This window comes from Streptomyces sp. NPDC033216 (genome assembly GCF_055577115.1).
The window spans coordinates 94,488-113,173 of record NZ_JBVIQK010000018.1 but is presented as its reverse complement, the minus strand read 5'-3'; the positions used below and the strand labels follow the sequence as shown (position 1 = coordinate 113,173).

At 71.9% G+C, this 18,686-nt stretch carries 17 protein-coding genes and 1 pseudogene; 13 read left to right on the top strand and 5 right to left on the bottom strand.

Annotated elements, in window-relative coordinates; translation table 11 throughout:
• From ACZ5Y0_RS27575 to ACZ5Y0_RS27535, 9 genes are all read left to right on the top strand, one after another.
• Entirely contained in the window at window positions 1–1,644 is a 1,644-nt protein-coding gene (locus tag ACZ5Y0_RS27575; RefSeq protein ID WP_469131377.1) for a class I adenylate-forming enzyme family protein, read from the top strand.
• Window positions 1,641–2,036, top strand: coding sequence for a phosphopantetheine-binding protein (locus ACZ5Y0_RS27570; protein WP_469131376.1), 396 nt, complete (start codon window positions 1,641–1,643; stop codon window positions 2,034–2,036). The genes ACZ5Y0_RS27575 and ACZ5Y0_RS27570 overlap by 4 nt, the downstream gene beginning before the upstream one ends.
• 40 nt (window positions 2,037–2,076) lie before the next feature.
• Window positions 2,077–3,453, top strand: a complete 1,377-nt coding sequence (locus tag ACZ5Y0_RS27565; protein ID WP_469131375.1) for an aldehyde dehydrogenase family protein — start codon at window positions 2,077–2,079, stop codon at window positions 3,451–3,453.
• Window positions 3,454–3,462: 9 nt separating this feature from the next.
• On the top strand, window positions 3,463–4,041 hold the full coding sequence (locus tag ACZ5Y0_RS27560; RefSeq protein WP_469131374.1) for a hypothetical protein: 579 nt from the start codon (window positions 3,463–3,465) through the stop codon (window positions 4,039–4,041).
• A 1-nt stretch (window position 4,042) separates the two neighbouring features.
• The gene (locus tag ACZ5Y0_RS27555; RefSeq protein ID WP_469131373.1) at window positions 4,043–5,047 is read left to right on the top strand and encodes an aldose epimerase family protein; all 1,005 of its coding nucleotides are present in this window, start codon (window positions 4,043–4,045) and stop codon (window positions 5,045–5,047) included.
• 43 nt (window positions 5,048–5,090) lie between these two features.
• Window positions 5,091–5,348, top strand: a complete 258-nt coding sequence (locus ACZ5Y0_RS27550; protein ID WP_469131372.1) for a phosphopantetheine-binding protein — start codon at window positions 5,091–5,093, stop codon at window positions 5,346–5,348.
• A gap of 39 nt (window positions 5,349–5,387) precedes the next feature.
• Complete coding sequence (locus tag ACZ5Y0_RS27545; RefSeq protein ID WP_469131371.1) at window positions 5,388–6,350, top strand: LLM class flavin-dependent oxidoreductase; 963 nt, start codon at window positions 5,388–5,390, stop codon at window positions 6,348–6,350.
• Between the two features lie 117 nt (window positions 6,351–6,467).
• Window positions 6,468–7,247 (top strand): class I SAM-dependent DNA methyltransferase, encoded by a 780-nt coding sequence (locus ACZ5Y0_RS27540; RefSeq protein ID WP_469131370.1) that lies wholly within the window; start codon window positions 6,468–6,470, stop codon window positions 7,245–7,247.
• A 58-nt stretch (window positions 7,248–7,305) separates the two neighbouring features.
• Window positions 7,306–8,319 carry a class I SAM-dependent methyltransferase gene (locus tag ACZ5Y0_RS27535; protein ID WP_469131369.1) on the top strand — a complete coding sequence of 338 codons (1,014 nt, stop codon included), beginning with the start codon at window positions 7,306–7,308 and terminating at the stop codon, window positions 8,317–8,319.
• Between the two features lie 221 nt (window positions 8,320–8,540).
• Here ACZ5Y0_RS27535 and ACZ5Y0_RS27530 read toward each other — a convergent pair whose 3' ends face one another.
• The 5 genes from ACZ5Y0_RS27530 to ACZ5Y0_RS27510 form a co-directional block, all read right to left on the bottom strand.
• The gene (locus ACZ5Y0_RS27530) at window positions 8,541–9,608 is read right to left on the bottom strand and encodes a GNAT family N-acetyltransferase (protein ID WP_469131368.1); all 1,068 of its coding nucleotides are present in this window, start codon (window positions 9,606–9,608) and stop codon (window positions 8,541–8,543) included.
• Window positions 9,598–11,151: an amino acid adenylation domain-containing protein gene (locus ACZ5Y0_RS27525; protein WP_469131367.1), complete on the bottom strand. Its 1,554-nt coding sequence runs from the start codon at window positions 11,149–11,151 to the stop codon at window positions 9,598–9,600. Before ACZ5Y0_RS27525 ends, ACZ5Y0_RS27530 begins: the two co-directional genes overlap by 11 nt.
• Before the next feature lie 100 nt (window positions 11,152–11,251).
• Window positions 11,252–14,398: an isoleucine--tRNA ligase gene (ileS, locus tag ACZ5Y0_RS27520; RefSeq protein ID WP_469131366.1), complete on the bottom strand. Its 3,147-nt coding sequence runs from the start codon at window positions 14,396–14,398 to the stop codon at window positions 11,252–11,254.
• A gap of 382 nt (window positions 14,399–14,780) precedes the next feature.
• Window positions 14,781–15,362 (bottom strand): sigma-70 family RNA polymerase sigma factor, encoded by a 582-nt coding sequence (locus tag ACZ5Y0_RS27515; protein ID WP_469131365.1) that lies wholly within the window; start codon window positions 15,360–15,362, stop codon window positions 14,781–14,783.
• A 19-nt stretch (window positions 15,363–15,381) separates the two neighbouring features.
• Window positions 15,382–15,585, bottom strand: a complete 204-nt coding sequence (locus ACZ5Y0_RS27510; RefSeq protein ID WP_469131364.1) for a hypothetical protein — start codon at window positions 15,583–15,585, stop codon at window positions 15,382–15,384.
• A gap of 632 nt (window positions 15,586–16,217) precedes the next feature.
• On the opposite strand from ACZ5Y0_RS27510, the gene ACZ5Y0_RS27505 reads away from it, so the two are divergent.
• The 4 genes and pseudogenes from ACZ5Y0_RS27505 (at window position 16,218) to ACZ5Y0_RS27490 (ending at window position 18,551) form a co-directional block, all read left to right on the top strand.
• Window positions 16,218–16,547 (top strand): beta/gamma crystallin domain-containing protein, encoded by a 330-nt coding sequence (locus ACZ5Y0_RS27505; RefSeq protein WP_469131363.1) that lies wholly within the window; start codon window positions 16,218–16,220, stop codon window positions 16,545–16,547.
• Between the two features lie 258 nt (window positions 16,548–16,805).
• Entirely contained in the window at window positions 16,806–17,162 is a 357-nt protein-coding gene (locus tag ACZ5Y0_RS27500; RefSeq protein WP_469131362.1) for a peptidase inhibitor family I36 protein, read from the top strand.
• Between the two features lie 118 nt (window positions 17,163–17,280).
• A pseudogene (locus ACZ5Y0_RS27495) lies at window positions 17,281–17,595 on the top strand (alpha/beta hydrolase); the annotation flags it as partial.
• A 122-nt stretch (window positions 17,596–17,717) separates the two neighbouring features.
• Complete coding sequence (locus ACZ5Y0_RS27490; RefSeq protein ID WP_469131361.1) at window positions 17,718–18,551, top strand: alpha/beta fold hydrolase; 834 nt, start codon at window positions 17,718–17,720, stop codon at window positions 18,549–18,551.
• Window positions 18,552–18,686: the final 135 nt, after the last annotated feature.

Sequence of the window (18,686 nt, the reverse complement as noted above, 5' to 3'; positions counted from 1 at the left end):
ATGACCCCCCTCGCCCGCTCCGACTCCGACCGCGCCCACACCTACCTCGGAACGCCCCTGCACAGCAGGTTGACCCCCCACCCCACCATCCTGTCCTCGCTCGCCCACCACGCCCGGGTCCGGCCGAACGCCCCGTTCCTGAGCACCCTTACGGACGGCGGAGACACCGACACGCTCAGTTACGGCGACGCCGACGTGCTGAGCCGCCGCCTGGCCGCCCGGTTGCGTGCGGACCTCTCGGTCCGGCCGGGAGACACCGTCGCCCTCGCCCCGGTCAACGACGCGGCGTCGGTCCTCGCGGCCCTGGCGGTGCTGCGCGCCGGGTGCGGGCTGCTGCTGCTCGGCCCCCAGGACCCGGCCGGCCGCAGACGCCGGCAGACGGAGGCGGCCGGAGCGCACGTGGTGCTGAGGCCGGCCGCCGTACCCGCCGACGCCCTGCCGGAGGCGTTCGTCCTGCCCGACCCGGGCACCTTGGAGGACCGGGCGGACGCGTGGACCGACCCGCCGCTCGACCCGGACGGCGACGCCCTCTTCTTCGCCACCTCCGGGTCCACGGCGGCCGCCAAGCTGGTCGCCCAGTCCCACTACAACGCCGCCGTCAACGCCGAGGCCCTGCGGCGCCACCACGGGCTGCGCCCCGGCCACCGGGTGCTCGGATGCCTGCCCGTCCACCACGTGAACGGACTGCACTTCACGGTCCTCGGCGTTCTCGCGGCCGGCGCCCACGTCCTGCTCGCCCCCGGCTTCGACCCCCTGCTCTATCCACGGCTGGTCGAGCGCTTCCGGCCGCGGATCGCCAGCGTCGTACCCAGCATCCTGGAAGCTCTGCTGGAGACCTGGCGCCGACCCGAACTCCCCAGCGCATTCGACTACTTCGTCTCCGCCGCCGCCCCCCTCACCCCCCGGACGGCCAGGGCCGTCGCGGACCGGACGGGCGCTCGCGTGCTCCAGGGCTACGGGCTCACGGAGACGGTGAACTTCTCCACCACGCTTCCCGCGGACCTCTCCGAAGACGCCTACCGGCGCCTCATGCTCGACACGGACATCCCGTCCATCGGTACGGCCCTGTACGGCAACGAGGTGGCGGTGCTGACGCCGCACGGGGAGCGGGCCGCCCCCGGTGAGGTGGGGGAGATCTGCGTGCGCGGCCACAACGTGATGTCCCGCTACGAGGGCAACGGACCGGCCACGGACGAGGCGTTCGGGCAAGGCTGGTTCCACACCCAGGATCTGGGCAGGGAGGTGACCGACCCCGACTCGGGGAGGACCTTCGTCGTCGTCACCGGGCGGCGCAAGAACATTGCCAAGGTCGGCGGCGAGACGGTCTCCCTGGACGAGATGGACCGCGTGCTGCACGGCGTGCCGCAGGTCCGTGACGCGGCCTGCGCGGCGTTGCCGCACCGCTTCCTCGGCGAGGAGGTCGTGGCGGCCGTCGTACCGGTGGCCGGAACGGATGCGGTGCCCGTCGTACGGTCCGCGCTCGCGGACGTGTTCGGGGCGACCGCCCGGCCCCGCCGCATCGTCGTGCTCGACGCGATCCCGCGTACGCGCACCGGCAAGGTCCTCCGCCGTGAACTCGCCGCACTGCTGGACCCCGCCGCCCCACCTTCCGCCCCGGCGTCGTCCACAAGGAGCCTCTCGTGACCCGGACCCCTGCCCAGTTCACGCCTCGCGTCATGGACCTTCTGCGCGAAGACCTGTACATCGACGTACCCGCCGCCGACACCGATCTGGTCGACGCCGGGCTGCTCGACTCCATCGGATACCTGCGGCTGTTCGCGGCCCTGGAGAGGGAGTTCGGCATCGCCGTCGTCGCGCGGGACCTCTCCCGCGACCACTTCCGCTCGGCGGACCGCATCGCCGCGTTCGTGGCCGCCAAACGGTCGGAGGCCGCGGAGCGGTCAGAGGCCATGGAGGGGTCCGAAGCCACGGAGCGGTCCGAGGTCGCCGAGCACTCCGCTACGGCCGGGCGGGCCGAGGCCGCCGAGCGATCCCCGGGCGCAGAACAGCCCGCTAGTGCCGAGACCGGCCGTTAGAGACGCGCAACGCACCGACGAGGAAGACGAGAAGCCGACGATGCCGACGATTTCACAGACGGACGCGACGGAAGTGGTCCTGACCGACCCCCGCACCGGCCGGGAACGCCTCCGCACCGTTCCCGGCCGCGAGGCGGCGGTCACGGACGCGGTGAGCGCCGCCCGGGCCGCCCAGCCCGCGTGGGCCGCCCTCACCCCCCGGCACCGGGCGCGGCGCCTGCTGCGCCTCGCCGACCTGATCGAGGAGCGGACCGGGGAGTACGCGCGGGCGGAACGGGCCGGCACCGGGAAACCCGAGGCCGACGCGGCCGGCGAGGTCGAGCAGTGTGCCGACCTGCTGCGCTTCTACGCGGGCGCGCTGCGTGCCGACACGGCTCCCGCCGCCGGCCGCCGCATGGCGGACCGGGAGAGCTGGGTGCGCTGGGAGCCGGCCGGTGTCGTCGCGGCCGTCGTGCCCTGGAACTACCCCCTGATGATGGCTGCCTGGCGCATCGCACCGGCGCTCGCCGCGGGGAACACCGTCGTCCTCAAGCCGGCCCTGACCACCCCCGACACCGCCCTGCTGCTCGCGCGGGACGCGGCGGAGACCCTCGGCCACGACGTGCTGCGCACCGTGCCGGGAGACCGTGACACCGGGCGTCTGCTGGTGGCCGCGGACGTCGACGTGGTGGCGTTCACGGGGAGCGAGGCCGGCGGCCGCGACGTCGCCGCCCGTGCCGGGCTGCGCGGACTGAGCCTGGAACTCGGGGGCAACTGCCCCGCCGTGGTCCTGCCGGACGCCCCGCCGGACACCTGCGAGGCCCTCGTGGCCGCCGCCGTCTACAACGCCGGACAGAGCTGCGCGGCTCCCGCCCGAGTGATCACCCTGCGGGAGAACCACGACCGGATCGTCGAAGACCTGGCCAAGGCGATGAGCGGCCGGCGTGCGGGCGTCGACTTCGGTCCGCTCAACAACCCCGACCAGGCCGCCCGTTACGACCGGATCCTCGCGAGCAGTTCGGCGGGAGTCGACCACGTCGCCGGCCTGGCACCGGCAGCGGGGGAGGAGGGCGGCTACTGGCGGCCCGGCCGGATCCTGGCCGACCTCGCGCCCGACGATCCCGCGGTGGTCGAAGAGGTGTTCGCACCCGTCCTGACGGTCCAGGCCGCGGACGGACCCGCCGAGGCCGTGGCGCTCGCCAACTCCGTACCGCAAGCTCTCGCCGCGAGCGTGTGGGGTTCCGACACGGCGACCGTCGTGGACCTGGCCGGTGAGCTGAACGCCGGGGAGGTCTGGATCAACTGCCACCTCGACCAGAGCGCCGAGCTGCCGCACGGCGGGCGCGGCGGCTCCGGACGGGGCACGGACATGAGCGTCCTCGCCCTCGCCGACTACCAGCGACCCAAGACCGTCACCGTGCGGCTCGGCGGACGCTGAGGGGGAGCGATGACACCGGTCGACCCACCCCCTTGGTCCTCTCGGCGCACGCCGTACACCGCCTGGCGCTGGGAGGTCGCCACCGACGCCGACGAGGTGCACGCGCTGCTGTGTGCCTGCGACGCCCACCAGGCGACAGCCTCCGCGACCGCCGCACCGCACCGCAGCTCCGCGTCGACCCGGCACCTGGTGGAGTCCGGCTCCGTACACCTGCTGCGGCACGGCACCGACGCCGTCGGGATGTTCACGCTGACACGCCGGCCTCCCTCCGGCGTCGACGACACCGTGTATCCGCCCGCCGAACAACCGCTGTACCTGTCGAGGCTGGCGGTGGCACCCGAGTGGCTGGCCTCCGGGGCCCTGGTCGGGCAACGGTGCGTGCGGCGCGCCGTCGAGACGGCGGCCGAGGCCGGCGGTGACGTGCTGCGCGCACAGGTGAACCCCGACCTTCCGGGCACGCGGTCCCTGCTCGCCCTGCTGGGTTTCGGTCAGCACGGGCCCACGCTCGACGACGGCGAGGGCAGGCGCCGCACCCACCTGCAAAGAACACTGCGGCCGTCGGCCGTCGGCCCGAAGAGGGGCGGCTGACATGGCGACGACGCTACGGTGCGAAACGGTCGGCACCACCACCGGACACGCGGGCCAGGGCCCCACCCGCGTCGACGCCTACACCCTCGACAGCGGCGAGGGTCTTGCGGTCACGGTGTGGACCTACGGCGCAGGCCTCGTCGAGGTCCTGGTGCCCGACCGGGAGGGCCGCACGGACAACGTGGTGGTGCGCCTGCCGGACCTGGACAGCTACCAGGACCGGGCGCGCAACCCCTACGTCGGCTCGACCGTCGGCCGGTACTGCCGGTGTGTCGCGGACGGCCGGCTGCGGCTCGACGGCGTCGAACACCGACTCGACCGCAACGACGGGCGCCACCACATCCACGGCGGGACCACCGGATTCGACCGCTACGTGTGGGACGCGCGGCCCGAGTACCGCGGCGACGCGCTCGCCCTCCGCCTGCGGCTGGAGAGCCCGGACGGCGACCAGGGCTACCCCGGAGCCCTGTCCGCCGAGGTCGTCTACGAGGTGGCGCCCGAAGGTCTGCTGACCTTCGCCTACCGGGCGACGACGACGGCGAGCACGGTCGTGAGCCTCACCAACCACGCCTTCTGGAACCTGTCCGGGACGGGGACCATCGACGACCACCTGCTCACGGTGAACTCCACCCGCGTCACCGCCTTCGACGACGAACTCGTCCCGCTGCCCGGGCCGCCCGCCGACATCACCGGCGGCGAACTCGACCACCGGCTGCCCAGGAAACTCGCCGGCCGGGCGGTGGACAACTGCTTCGTCCTGGACGACCCGCGGTGGGCGGCCGAACTCCACGACCCGGCATCGGGACGCGCGATGCGCGTCGTCACCGACCAGCCGGCGCTGGGGGTGTACACGGCCGACGGGTTCACGGGCCGGCGGCGGTCCGGGATCTGCCTGGAGGCCGGTGCCCTGCCCGACGCACCCAACCGCGACGACTACCCTCCCGTCCGGCTCGATCCGGGTGAGACGTACCGCCACCGGACGGTCCACCACTTCTCGGTCCGCTGACCGTGCCACCCAAGAAGTCTTCACCGACGAAGGGCACATCCCCATGGACTCCCTCATGCACTCCGTCGCCCAGGCCGTGCACCGCCGGGCGAGCGCGGACGGCCCGGCCGGCGCACTCGACCCGGACGCGGAACTGACGTCACTGGGCCTCACCTCCCTCGCCGTGGCGGCCCTCGTCGTCGACCTGGAGGACACCTTCGCCGTCCGGTTTCCCGCGGACGCCGTGACACCGGAGGTGATGCGGAGCATCCGCACCGTCACCGAGGCGGTCCGCGGGCTCCGGGAACAGCCGGCGCGCTGATCAGACCCTCCTCACCGACCTCGTACGGAGCGCACATCGATGCAGATCCATGGAGACGCCGTCCGCGTCGGCATCCATTCCGGCCAGCAGTACCGCACCTTCGGTGAGGCACTCGCCCTGTGGCAGCGGGCCGAGGAGCTCGGCTACGACTGGGTGTCGGTCTTCGACCACTTCCGGCCACCCCTCGGCGGCCCCGCCGGGCCGTGCCTCGAAGGGCTGTCCCTGCTCTCGGCGCTGGCGGCGCGCACCAGCCGGGTCCGCTGCGCCGTGCTGGTCTCGGCGGTGACCTGGCGGCACCCCGCGCTGGCCGCCGCCGCTGCCGCGACCATCGACCACGTCTCGGGCGGCCGCCTGGAGTTCGGGGTCGGCGCGGCCGGCCCCGATCTCGCCTACGAGCAGTACGGCGTCCCGTTCCCGCCGGCCGGGACGCGCCTGGACATGCTGGACGAGGCGTGCCGCGTGCTGCGGGGCCTGTGGAGCGGCGGACCGGTGACCTTCGAGGGCGATCACTTCCGCCTCCGAGAGGCCCGTCTGGAGCCCCGCCCCCTCCAGCCACGCCTGCCACTGGTGATCGGAGGCGAAGGGGAGAAGCGGACCCTGCGCGTCGTCGCCGAGCACGCCGACGTGTGGAACACGCTGGCCGGCACCCCTGACACCTACCGGCGCCTCCTGGGGGTCCTGGCCGGCCATTGCCACGCCGTCGGCCGCGACCCCGCCGACATCCGGAAGTCGGTGACGTTCCGGGCCGTGCTCGCCGAGGACGAGGCGGCCGCACACGCACGCGCCGAGGACCTGCGGCGCCGTATCGGAGCCGACTCACCGGTGTGGTCGGAGTACGTGGTCGTCGGCACGCCGCAGCAGTGCGTCGAGCGGCTGCGTCCCTACCTCGACCTGGGCGTCCGCGACTTCCTGCTCGGCGCCCGCCCGCCGGTCGACTGGCAGACCTGCGAACTCTTCGCCCGCCACGTGGCGCCCGTCCTGCGCGCCCGCCCGGGCGGCTGAAGGCGCGCGCCGCGCCCCTGGGAACCGGCGCGGCCACCGGCCACCACGTACGCCGCGTCACCCGTGCCACGGGCACGTAAGCACGTCACATCAACGTCACATCAGGAAAGGGCCGTCATGGGGAGCTACTACTACTCCGACGGGTTCGCCTCCTTCTTCGACCACCGGTACACGGGGTGGACCCACACCTTCTCGCCCCGGCTCGCCGACCACCTCGACCGGCGGCGGTTCGCGGACCGCTCGGTCATCGACCTGTGCTGCGGTACCGGTGTCACCGCTTCCGTCCTCCACGAGGACGGCTGGCGGGTCACCGGGGTGGACGGCTCCGCCGCCATGCTGGACCTGGCCCGCAAGAGGCTCGCCCCCGCCATCGACAGCGGTGCGGTGACCCTCCTGGAGGCGGACGCCCGGAGCTTCCGGCTCCCACAGCGGTCGGCGGCCTGCGTCAGCCTGGACGGCGCCCTCAACCACCTCGAGTCCGTCGACGAGCTGACCGCGTGCTTCACCGCGGTGCACGACGCGCTCCTCGACGGGGGCGAGTTCGTCTTCGACCTGTTCACCGCCTCCCACTTCCGCCACTGGAACAACCTCACTCTGACGGACGAGCCAGGAGCGGTCGTCGTCAAGCGAGGGGTGTGGGACGACGACGCCAGGACCGGAATGCTGCGCGTCTCCGGCGTCGCCGGAACGGGGCCCGAAAGCCTGCGGGTCGACCAGACCCTGCGGAGCTGGGAATACGACACCGCCCAGGTGGAGGCAGCGCTGACCGCCGCCGGCCTGGTCCCGGCCCCCCACGACTTCGAGGACTCCTACCGCAACTGCGAGTCCGGCTCGTGCTCCCTTACGAGTACGCCCTGCCGCACCCTCCACCGAGCCGTCAAGCCCCGGACCACGTGAGCGCCGACCCGCCTCACGCCCCGGATCACCACCGAGTAGTCCGACGAAGGGACAAACGATGACCACTGCCCAGCGACCCGCGCACATCCCCAGTACCGACGCCCTGTACTGCTCCTCGGTGGCGGTGTCCGCCCTGTCGGCCGCCGTGGAACTGGGACTGCTGGACCAGCTCAAGGAGCACGGCGAGTGCCGCTTCGACCACCGGAGCGAGGGCGACGACCGCATCGCACCCGGCCTGGTCCGCGCCCTCATGCTGCCGCTGGCATGGGCGGGCGTCGTCGAACTCGCCGACGACGCCGCCCGCCCGGGACCGGGTTTCGAGGCGGCCTACCTCGACCGCGGGTACTTCAACTGGATCTCCGCCGGCAACGGCGAGCTGATGAGCCGGGCCCCGCACATCGCGCTGGAACGCAACCGGCACGGCGACTTCTACCACCGGGACATGCGGGCGGTGGCGGTGAGCTCCAAGCTCATCGGCGACGTCCAGGTCGAGTTGCAGTTCGACAAGATCTTCGCCGACCGTCCGGCGCGCGCCGTCTGCGACCTGGGCTGCGGCTCCGGCCAGCGGCTCATCCGCATCGCCCGCAACCACCCCGGCACCCGCGGCGTGGGCGTGGACATCGCCCCCGCGGCGGTCACCCTGTCGGCGGCGTCCGTCGCGGACGCCGGCCTCGCCGACCGCATCTCCGTCCACCCGGGCGACGTCCATGACCTCCCCGAACTGGCCGAGTTCACCGGCATCGACGTCGTGACCTGCGTCTTCATGGGGCATGACTTCTGGCCCTACGACAAGTGCGTCAGGGTGCTGCGCAGGATCCGCGAGGTCTTCCCCGACGTCGAACGGTTCCTGCTGTGTGACGTGGTGCGCAGTGAGGAAGCACCGGGGGCCGACACCCCGATCTTCACCCTGGGCTTCGAACTCGCCCACGCCCTCATGGGGGTCACCCTCCCCACCCGCTCCGACTGGCACCGTGCCTTCGCCGCGTCCGGCTGGGTGTGCGAGGCCGTCCAGGAGTTCGACCGTCCGCCGGGCGGCCTGCTGTTCGAGCTGCGGCCGGACCACGCCGGCTGACCCACCCCCGGATGACCCCACGCGTGCTCGCCCCTGGAGAGTCGACGGGACTCCGCCGGGGGCGAGCAGCCCTTGGTTCGCCGTACAGGGACCGCGCGGTCAGGCCGGCCGGGAGGCCACCAGCCCGGACAGCCCTGAGCGCCGGGAGACCTCGGTCCCCCGGCGCCGCAAGGTCCATCGTCGTCCCTGACGGGCGCGCCGGCGCCGGCTGGAGCCGGGCCTCACCGCCAGGCGCGGCCGGACACGCCGCGCAGGTCCCAAAACTCCGGTCGGTGCAGCTCCGTGAGCGCGTCCGGTGACGCGGCGCCGGTCGCCCGGATCATCAGGTTGGGCAGATACATGTCCTGCGTGAACCGGCCGGCCGGCGCGTCCAGCCGGGCCCCCAGGTCGCGCAGCACCGCGACCCTCGTCGGGGGCAGGTCCCGCACCCACATGAGCACCTCCGCTCCGGGGAGCCGGTCCAGCGCGGTCGCCACCAGGTCCGCGAACACCTCGTCAGAGACCGCCTCACAGTCCACGATCGTGGTGGGGGTACGGCCGTCTTCGGTGTCGACACCGGCGCGGTGTCCGATGAGGTAACCGTCGGTCGATCCGTCCCCCGCCACCAGATGGAAGTACCGCGCGAGCGGATTGGCCGCGCGCCACCGGAAGTAGGCGGGTTCGCGGACCAGGCGGATCCGCGCACCGTCCGTCGCGGGCAGCCGCGTCGCCAGGCCCGACATCGCCGCCGCGTCCACCGCGGCCCGCGGACGCACGGTGAGACCGGACCGGCTGCCGCGCACGGGGGGAAGGGTGTGCCAGGGGCGGTCGGTGACGACCGGCCGCGGCCGCCGAACCACCGCCTGCGCCCACGGTCCGACGGACTGCCAGCCGTTCATCAGCATCGCCGGGCCGGCGCCCTGGTCACCGAAGTCCAGGAGCCAGGGCACGCCGTCGGCGGCCAGCCGGTCCCGCACCTCGTCCAGCAGCCTCATGAACAGCGGAGTCCCCTGGTACCGGGGGGCGACCACGGTGTCGGTCAGGCACGGCAGCGTGAACCGCTCACCCGCCACCTCCCAGCAGGATCCGAACACGCCGACCATCCCGACGAGTTCACCGTCCTCGCGGGCCAGGACGACGTAGCGGCCGTCGAGGTGGGGATTGGTGCGGTACTTCCAGTCCAGATAGGCGAGGTTGCCGCTCGTGCCGCCGCCCCACAACGACTCCTGGAACCGGGCGATGTCCGCCCGGTCCCGAGCGGTGTACCCGGAGAACGAGAATCTGCTGCGCTCGACCGTTTCACCGGGCATGTGCCGCCTCAGCCTCCGCGAAGTGCCGCCGCAGTGCCTCCATGTCGACCTTGCCGTTGGCGTTGACAGGCATGGTCGGCAGGCAGAGCCAGCGCGCCGGCAGCATGTACGCGGGCACTCTCCGGGCGAGTTCGGTACGGAGCTGCGCCGAGGTCGGCTCCGCGCCATCGGCAGCCTGATAGGCCGCGCAGATCAACGCCTCGCCCGCCGCCGCCTGCACGGCGACCACCGCACCGGCGGAGATCTCCGGCAGGGCGAGCAGCTGGGTCATCACCTCGTCCAGCTCCACCCGGTACCCGTTCACCTTGACCTGCCGGTCGGCACGGCCCCGGAAGTGCAGGAGCCCGTCCGGGTCCCGGCTGCCCAGATCACCCGTGCGGTAGGCCCGCCGCCCCGACCCGGGAGGCAACTCCACGAAGGAACGCGCGGTGCGTCCGGGATCGCGCCAGTAACCGGGACCGACCCCGGCGCCGCCGATCACGAATTCTCCGGGCTCACCGTCGGGGACCGGCCGCAACTCCTCGTCGACGACCTCCACCCACTCTCCCGGAATGGGCCGCCCCACCGGCAGCGGACCGTCCCCCGGCAGGCCCGCCAGCGTGTGGAAGGAACTCGCGATGGTGGTTTCCGTGGTGCCGTAGAAGCCCGTGAACTCCACGTGGGGCAGACGGGTCATCCAGTACGCCACGTCCTGGGGCGGGAAGACCTCACCGCCCCACAACACCCGCCGCAGTTCCGGGAAGTCGTCCTGTGCCAGCACGTCGTGCCGTGCCAGCGCGATGAGCACGGACGGCACCGACAGCCACTGCGTCAGCCGCGACGTACGGATGAACTCGGCCAGGGTGGTGGGCAGCAGGCTCGCCTCGGGTGGTACGAGGTGGAGCTCGGCCCCGCAGGTCAGGGGCCCGTACACATCCCACAGGGAACCGTCGAAGTGCAACTGGAGGTGGCACGAGACGCGGTCGTCGGGACCGAGGCCGAAGCGGTCGTTCGCCCAGTTCACGAAGTGGGCGATGGCCTCGTGGGTGAGGGGGACGCCCTTGGGCTCGCCCGATGAGCCCGAGGTGAACAGCAGATAGGCGACTCCGGACGCACCGGGCGACGGCTCCGGCGCGGTCACCGGGGCCGCGGCGAGTCCGGCGGACTCGTCCTCGGGCAGGAACACCCCGGCCACCGCGTCGGGCGCCGCCGCGGCGAACGAACGTGCCAGGGACGCACGTCGGTCGTCCGCCAGGAGCCGGCACGGTGCCGTCCGGCGCAGGATCGACAGCAGACGCTCGGGCGGGGACGCCGTGTCCAGCGGAACGCAGACGCCGCCCGCCTTGAGCACACCGAGCAGGTACACGATCGCGTCGGGCCCCTTCGGCACGAGCAGGCACACCCGGTCGTCCGGCCGCAGACCGTCCGCCCGCAGGGCATGTGCCACCTGGTTGGAGCGCTGCTCCAGCCTCTCGTACGTCAGCCGTTCGTCGCCGAACACGATGGCGTCCGCCCCCGGGCTACGGGCGGCCTGGGCGCTCACTAGCGCGTCGAGGCGCGTCATGGCATGGTCCTTTCCTGTGGTTCGCGTGGCGGATACTGCGTGCTGCGCGCGGGCGGCGCCGCGGGTGCGGTGCGGTGACCGCACGCGCGGCGAGCCGGTCTCAGACCCTGGTGACGCGGACCCGGACCGGCGTTCCCTCGCCGACGAGGCCGTCGAATCCGCCGTCGGGCACGGAGGCGTAGGCCACTCGCTCGGCGAGGGTCTCCGCGGTCAGCAGACCCTCGTAGGGCCCCAGCCGGACGGCGGTCGCCTCGGGCACGTCGACGGTCAGCTCGACGCGGTCGGTGACCAGCAGTCCGGCCGCGCGTCGGGCCTGCTGCACGACACGCACCAGGTCGCGCGCCGCGCCCTCCGCCGCCAGGGCGTCGCTGACGTCGGTGTCGAGCACGATCAGCCCCGAGCCGCCGGGCAGGGCGGCGACGGAACCCGATCCGTCGGCGACGAGCCGCTCCTCGAACTCGCCCTCGAACAGCTCGATCCCGGCCACCACGACGTTCCCGGCGTCGTTCCTGCTCCACTCGCCGCGCGCCGCCGCACGGATCACCCGCTGGACGGCGCCTCCCAGCCGGGGCCCGCAGCGCCGGGGGACGACGGTCAGCCGCCGCCGGCCGTGCGCGGCGACGTCGGTGGTGAACACGACCTCCTTGACGTTGACCTGATCACGCAGGAGACCGGCGTACGGTTCCAGTCGCGCGGCGTCCTCGGCGGCCACCACCAGCCGGGCCAGCGGCTGTCGCAGCCGCAGCCCGCCGGAGCGGCGCCGGCCGAGCGCCGCCGATGTCACCTGGCGCACGCGCTCGATCACCCCGACCAGCTCCCGGTCCTCAGGCAGTTCCTCCGGTACCGGCCAGTCGGCCAGGTGTACCGACCGCCCGCCCGTCAGACCCCGCCACACCTGCTCCGTGATCAGTGGCAGCAGCGGTGCGAGCAGGCGGCACAGCACCTCGAGCGCGGTGTGCAGGCTGTCCACCGCCATGCGGTCGCCCGCGGCGAAGCGGTCGCGTGAGCAGCGGACGTACCAGTTGCTGAGCATGTCGAGGTGCTCGCGCAGCGAGGAACAGGCGCCCGACAGGTCGTAGGCGTCCATGGCCACGGTCACTTCGGTGACCAGCTCGCGGGTACGGGCCAGCAGGTAGCGGTCCAGGGGGTGCCGCACGTCCGTGCGGGTGCGGCCCTCGGCGCCGTCCGCGTACAGCGTGAGGAAGTGCCAGGTGTTCCACAGCGGCAGCAGTACGTTGCGCAGCGCCTCCCTGCTGCCGGCCTCGGTCACCTCCAGGTCGCGGGCGCGCAGCAGCGGGGAACTCATGAGGAACCAGCGCATGGCGTCGGAGCCGTCGCGTTCGAAGACGACGTTGACGTCGAGGTAGTTGCCACGCGCCTTCGACATGGCCTGTCCGTCGTGGCCGAGCACCACGCCGAGGACGGTGCAGTGGGTGAAGGCGGGCCGGTCGAACAGCGCCGTGGACAACACGTGCATGTTGTAGAACCAGCCGCGGGTCTGGGCGTAGTACTCCACCACGAAGTCGCCGGGGGAGTGCCGCTCGAACCGCTCGGCGTTCTCGAACGGGTAGTGCAGCTGCGCGAAGGGCAGGGAGCCGGTTTCGAACCAGCAGTCCAGTACCTCGGGCACGCGGCGCATCTGCGCCCTGCCGGTCGGATCGTCCGGGTTCGGGCGGGTCAGCTCGTCGATGTACGGACGGTGCAGGTCACTGGGCCGTACGCCGAAGTCGCGCTCCAGTTCGTCCAAAGACCCGTACACGTCGACGCGGGGGAAGGCCGGATCGTCCGAGACCCAGACGGGTATGGGGGCGCCCCAGTAGCGGTTGCGGGAGATGTTCCAGTCGCGGGCGTCCCGCAGCCAGTTGCCGAACTGGCCCTCGCCTATGTGCTCCGGCGCCCAGGAGATGCGGTCGTTGAGCTCCAGCATCCGCTCCCGCAGACGTGTCACGGCGACGAACCAGGAGGCGATGGCGTGCTGGAGCAACGGGTTCCCGCAGCGCCAGCAGTGCGGCCGGGGAAGGACGTGGGGCCGCCGGACCAGCAGGGCGCCGTTCGCCTCCAGCACGGCCAGTACGGTGTCGGTGGCCTCGAGCGCCGGGGTGCCCGCGCACGGCGGCACGGCGTCGGTGTATGTGCCGGCACTGTCGGCCAGGTACAGCCGGGCGACGTCCGCGGCCTCGGCGACGGCGTGGTCCCGCTCGTCGAAGCACGGCGTCACGGCGACGGCCCCCGTGCCCGAACCGCGGTCCACGTGGCGCTCCGCCAGCACGATGTGCGCTTGTGCGGAGGTGGGGCTCAGGTGCCGCGCGTCGATGTCGAAGAGCGGGGCGTACCTGCGGCCCGCCAGCTCCGCTCCGCGGTACCGGGCGAGAACCCGGTGTCCGGCGAGAGCCGGGTGGGCGTCCAGCCGCTCCGCCGCCAGCATCAGCCGGCGGCGGTCGGCCGCGCCCACCGCCTCGCCGTCGGCCTCGACCACCACGTACTCGGCGTCGGGATGCACGGCGACCGCGGTGGCGGACGGCAGCGACCAGGGCGTGTCCGACTCGACCAGCAGCTGTTCACCGCTCTCCAGCAGCACACCCACGACCGCGGTGGTGCCCGCCACGTCGCGGTGGGTGTCGCTGCCGTCGATGCGGCCACTGCTCTCGGCGTTGGCCAAGGGGGTCTCGCAGTGCGTGCAGTACCAGGAAACCGAATGTCCCTGATAAAGCAGCCCCTTGTCCCAGAGAGCCTTGAACGCCCACATGACGCTTTCCATGTACTCCAGGTCGTGGGTCTTCACGGAGTCGTCGAAATCGACCCAACGCGCCTGCCGGCTGACGTAGTCGCGCCATTCACCGGTGTACCGCATCACCGTCGTACGGCACACGTCGTTGAACTGCTCGACCCCCATGCGCTCGATATCGGACTTCGAGGTGACGCCCAACTGCTTCTCGGCGTCGAGTTCGGCGGGCAGCCCGTGCGAGGTCCAGCCGAAACGCCGCTCGACGCGCTGCCCGCGCATGGTGCGGTAGCGCGGCACCACGTCCTTGGCGTAGCCCGCCAGAAGATGTCCGTAGTGCGGGAGGCCGTTGGCGAAGGGCGGGCCGTCGAAGAAGACGAACTCGCGCTCGCCCGAGCCTTCTCTGGCGGCGACGCTTTCGTGGAAGATGCCGTTGCGTTCCCAGTAACGGAGAACCTCGGTCTCCATTGCGGGGAAATGAGGCTTGGCGGGCACGCCGTCGGCTCCGGCTTTCGGATAGGGCATCGCTCGTGAACCTCGCAGGGTCGGAGGACAGCACGGTCGGCCCGACTCTAGCCACGCGCCGGGTGTCGTCCGGTAATCGCGCGACGGTCTTCGCGCGGGTGCGGATTCGCGGGCGATTACCGGTCGGTTACCGAGCCGGGAGCACCGGAAAGCACACACCACCTTGCCGACACGCGACCGTGATCCGTGCCTCCGTGCGCCCCTCCTGCGATTCGCCGATGGCGGCGGACCACCACGCCCGCGCGCCGTCCTGTCGGGCTGTGAACGTATCCATGCCGACAGGTTTCCCTGAGCGTCGCCGTCAGCCGACGGAGGGAGCCTGGTCACCCGCGACAGTTCCACACCGTGGACGGTTTCCCGGAAGCGGACCGGCGTGGCCCGGCTATCCGCCGAGTACGCCCCGCTCCTCCAGCGCCTTGCGCAGGGCCCGCATGGCGTAGAAGGCGCGGCTCTTGACGGTGCCGGGCGGGATGCCGAGGTACTCGGCCGCCTGGGCCACGCTGCACTCCAGGTAGTACATGAGCTGGATGACGGTCTGCTGCTGCTCGTTCAGCTCCCGCAGCGTTTCCAGCACCACATGGGAGGTGAGCGTGGAGTCCGTGTCGTCCCGGGTCGCCTCCAGCTCCTCGCCCGGCATCAGCTCCGACGGCCGGATCTGCCGGGCCCGGTGGTGGTCGATGACCAGGTTCCTGACCACGGTGTACAGCCACGGCCGGATGCGTTCGCCGCGGGTTTCCAGGAGCCGGGCGTGCTTCCAGGCACGGGCCGCCGTCTCCTGGAGGATGTCCTCCGCCTTGTGCCAGTCACCGTCCAGCAGCCGCGCGGCGTACCGGACGAGCAGGGGTCCGTACTGCTCGTAGATGTCTTCGATGAAGGCGTCGCAGTCGGCGTCCGATGCGATGTGCCGGGCATGCGCCCGGACTGGAGCGAGGGTCGCGATCCCCGCCTCCAAGGTCCCGTTCATGGCTGGCGCTCGATCCTGTTCAGGTGTTCGGTGGCGTGTCTCCCGCACGGGCGGGGGAGTGGACCCACACTCTTCGGAGCGCCTTGGCCAAACCTTGTCGTCTTCTTGTCGCGCCGGGCCGCCACGTCTTGCGGTCGCCCTTGTCGCGGCGTCTCGGCGCGAGCAGGCCACGGCCGATACCGAGGACGACCACGAGCAGGCCGAGCAGGAGGACCACCGGCACGGGCCGATACCAAGGCCGCGTACGGCGCCACCCCACAGGGGGAACATCCATCGCGCCCAGGGCGGACATCCGGAGAAGGCCGCGGCGGAGTACGTAGCAGCCGTCGCCGCGGCCGACCCGCGGCAGGCCGACGGAGCCGCGCGGCCGACCGGGACCTCGCCGAAGCTCGTGAGCGACGCGACCAGCTGCTGCGCGGGGCACCGCGGGGTTCCGGCTGGAGGCGCGGGAGGAGCACGAGCGCCAGATCGCCGACGCCCGGCTTCCCGCTCGGCGGCGCCACCAACGCGCTGCCGAGCGGTGAGGACGCCATCGTCCACCTTCCGCGTACCAAGTGTTCCCGTGTCGAAGGCCGGGCAGCGTCCGAAGTAGGGGAGAAAAGTCGATGGCACGGTGAACCGGAGACCGTCGTGCCACGTTGAACCGACCGGACGCGCAGGCGTCCGGCCGACGGTGCCAGACGACATCTCTTCGTCCCGGCGCATGCGTGCCCCGACACGCGACGGTCGGCCACGACCGAATCGCCCACCCGTTCACCTCATCAACCGTCCGGCTGTCCTCTGTGCGAACAGCCAGGGGGCGGTCAGCGGTGCTGCTCCGCGGCACCGCACCACCACGGAAGGAAAGCTCCACCAATGAAGCGCTCCATCTCGCGGATCGCCCTCGTCGCGGCGGCGGGAGCCATGACGGCTCTTGTGCCCGCCCTCCCGGCTGCCGCGACCAATCAGACCGGCTGCGGCGACCGGACGGATTTCGTCAAGGTCTGGTACAACGGCGGCCAGACGGCGTGCTTCGCCAACGCGGGTGTCATCGCCCCCCAGCTGCCCGGCGTCTCGAGGATCACCTCCGGCAACAACAACATCGAAATCATGCTGGGCAACCAGGTGAAGACCATGTCCAAGTGGTCGAGCATCGTGGATGTCGAAGGGCTCAACGCGACGCTGTACATCCTCCAGATCCGCTGATCCCACCCGTCCGGAACGGCGCGTGCATCGGGGTACCCGGCCCCGACAACCCCGTGGGCAGCCCGCCGCACGAGGAGCTGGGCCGCGGGGCGAACCACTGCGTGTCGTCCCGGGCGTCCCTGGGAAGCGGGCGTCCATCCGGAAGTCACGGCACGCGTCCTTCGCGACGGACGTCCCGCCTCGGCGTTCCGGAGAAGTGCTGTTCTCCGCCAAATGTCCGGCGCTCCCGCCGGTGTCTGACCATGAAGAGGAACATCTGTGACCGGTTCACGACTTCGCCGCGCCCTGCTCTCCGGGGCAGTGCTGGCCGGCGCCCTGGTGGTGGTCGACGCCCCGACGGCACAGGCCCACTACAGCCAGTGCCCTTCCGGGCACTTCTGCATCTGGCAGCACAACGCCTACGACGGCCGCTTCCTCTCGAGTGCCACCAGCACGCCCAATGTGGGTAGTCACATGAACGACCGCACGACCTCGGTCTGGAACCGGACCAACCGCACCGTCTGCATGTACCGGCACGAGAACTACGGCTACCCCATGGGGTGCTACGGGCCCGGCGGTTCGACCTCCGCTCTGCCGTTCCACAACGACGAGTTGACCAGCTTCCGGTTCGAGTAGTCCCGACCTGCGGGCAGGCGCCGTAGGCGGCCCAACCTCCCCCCTCGCGCAGCGACATGAGGGTCGAAGCCGTTCAGTCGTCGCGACCGTGTCGCGTGCAGGTCTTCTCTGCGGCGCCGTCGAGCCGGACTGGCTCCACCAGCAGTTCGCCGCGGACGTGCCGGCGGACAAGGCGCTCCTCATGGCCATCGGGCAGCGTCCGATCGCCGGCGCCGCGCTGGAGGAGAAGTCCACGCGGGCCGCCTGGAAGACGATCCCCTCCTGGTCGCTGGTCACCACCGAGGACCGGAACATCCCCGTGGCCGCCCAGCGCTTCATGTCGCTCCGGGCGCACGCGCACACGACCGAGATCGACGCGTCACACGCGGTGTCCGTCTCACGCCCCGACGCCGTTGCCCGCGTCGTGGAGAGGGCGGCCCGGACGGTTCGCTGACCAGTGCGACCGGCAGCCCGCCTCACTTCCGTTCCCGCCCCGCCCTCTCACATGACCCGTGACGTGACCGTCACCCACCACTGTCACCACCAGACGCCTACCCACGAAAGGCAGCAACCACCATGCCGTTCATCACCGTCGGCCAGGAGAACTCCGCCTCCATCGACCTCTACTACGAGGACCACGGCACCGGGCAGCCGGTCGTGCTCATCCACGGCTACCCGCTCGACGGACACTCCTGGGAGAAGCAGTCCGCCGCCCTGCTCCAGGCCGGCTACCGCGTCATCACCTACGACCGGCGCGGCTTCGGCCGGTCCAGCCAGCCCACCACCGGCTACGACTACGACACCTTCGCCGCGGACCTGAACACCGTCCTGGAGACCCTGGACCTGGACGAAGCCGTCCTCGTGGGCTTCTCGATGGGCACCGGCGAAGTCGGCCGCTACCTGGGCACCTACGGCTCCGTCCGTATCGCCAAGGCCGCCTTCCTCGCCTCCCTGGAGCCCTTCCTGCTCAGGACCGACGACAACCCCGAAGGCGTGGACGGCGGCCTCTTCGAGGGCATCAAGCAGGCCGTCAGCGCCGACCGATACGCCTACTTCACCGCCTTCTACCAGGACTTCTACAACCTGGACGAGAACCTCGGCACCCGCATCAGCGAGGAGGCCGTCCGCAACAGCTGGAACGTGGCCGCCGGTGCCTCCTGGTACGCGTCCCTGGCCTGCGTGTCGACCTGGACCACCGACTTCCGCGCGGACCTCCCCAAGATCGACGTACCCACGCTGATCCTGCACGGCACCGCCGACCGCATCCTGCCGATCGAGGCCACCGCCGAGCCGTTCCGTCGGGCGCTCCCGCAGGCCGAGTACGTCGTCGTCGAGGGCGCCCCGCACGGCCTGCTGTGGACCCACGCCCAGGAGGTCACCGACGCCCTGCTCGCCTTCCTGGCCAAGTGACCGGCGGGCGGCCGGTCGCTTTCCGCCGGTGACGGATGCGGCGGATTCCGCAGGGGCGGTCGCCCGCACCTCTCCGGCGGATGGTGCGGCCGGCCGCCGAACGGGCCCGCCGACGCGGCCCGGCATGCGCACGGG